The sequence below is a fragment of the Sinorhizobium sp. 7-81 genome, from assembly GCF_030124405.1.
Lineage (GTDB): Bacteria > Pseudomonadota > Alphaproteobacteria > Rhizobiales > Rhizobiaceae > Sinorhizobium > Sinorhizobium psoraleae.
The window spans coordinates 1-1,370 of sequence record NZ_JASKLT010000064.1; the positions used below are offsets into that span (position 1 = coordinate 1).

The window sequence follows — 1,370 nt, forward strand, 5'->3', positions numbered from 1 at the left end:
GGGTGATGGGGTGGACGCCCCCCGACGGCATCGCTGTGCCAGAATGGCGGTGTTGCAACCATTGGAGGGAGGCGTCCGTGCCTGAGGTTACCACGATCGGTCTGGATATCGCGAAGAATGTTTTCCATGCACATGGTGCAGACGAGCGCGGCCGCGCCGTTTTCAGCAAGAAGCTCAGCCGGGGGAAGGTGTTGGACTTTTTCGCCGCCCAGCCCGCCTGCACCGTCGCCCTGGAAGCTTGTGGCGGTGCCCATCACTGGGGTCGCGAACTGATGGACATGGGCCATACGGTCCGGCTGATCCCGCCGGCCTACGTGAAGCCCTTCGTGAAGCGAAACAAGAACGATGCCGTCGATGCAGAGGCGATTTGCGAGGCGGCGCAGCGCCCGAACATGCGGTTCGTCGCCGTGAAGAGCGAGGAACAGCAAGCAGCGGCGCTGGTGTTCCGGGCCCGCGATCTTCTGGTTCGCCAGCGGACCCAACTGATCAACGCGATCCGCGGTCACCTGACGGAATATGGCTGGGTCGCGCCCAAAGGACCTTCCTATGTGGCGATGCTGGCCGACCTGCTCGATGAGGACGAGATGGGCTCCTCGTTGCCGCCAGCCGCCCTTGCGATGATCAGGCTGATGTTGGACCTCCTGGCCGACCTGGACGGCAGGATCGCCGAACTCGACGGCGAAATCGCGCGGCGCGCCCGCGAGGACGCGGTGTCGCGGCGGTTGATGACGATTCCCGGCGTTGGCCCGATCACTGCGACCGCAATCGCGGCCCTCGCTCCGCCGGCCGAGACCTTCGCAAAGGGGCGCGACTTCGCCGCTTGGCTCGGGCTTGCCCCGCTGCAGAAGTCGACGGGCGGCAAGCAGAAGCTCGGCGCGATCTCAAAAATGGGCGAGCGCACGCTCAGGCGTCTGCTCATCATCGGCAGCATGGCGGTCATAAAACAGGCAGCAAGGCGCGGCGCACCGAAGGGCTCTTGGCTGGAACAGATGCTGGCGCGCAAACCGCGGATGCTGGTGGCGGTCGCGCTCGCCAACAAGATGGCACGGATCGTTTGGGCGCTGCTCATGAAGCAGGAGAGTTACAAGGCTCCAGCCGCGGTCACGGCGTAAGCCGGACGGGCCTGAGGCCGTCGGAGACGTGGTCGGTCGAAGGAGGGTATGGCACAACAGTCGGCGAGACGGGGCCGGAAAACCAGGGCTTTCCACCGTGCGCATAAGCACGCTTCGGGTGATATGGATCCGGTCCGCGAACTCCCATACGGGCCCGCAGCCTTTGCGCTGCACCAAGAGGCCGGACAGATGGCAGCATCCGACAACGTGCCGACCGCCGAAAAAACCGCTTGCGTCTTGCGGGGCGTCCACAGATGG

The 1,370-nt window shown here is 65.0% G+C and carries 1 protein-coding gene; it reads left to right on the top strand.

Annotated elements, in window-relative coordinates; genetic code table 11:
• The first annotated feature begins 77 nt into the window (after positions 1-77).
• On the top strand, positions 78-1,112 hold the full coding sequence (locus QN224_RS33475) for an IS110 family transposase (protein ID WP_283980162.1): 1,035 nt from the start codon (positions 78-80) through the stop codon (positions 1,110-1,112).
• Positions 1,113-1,370: the final 258 nt, after the last annotated feature.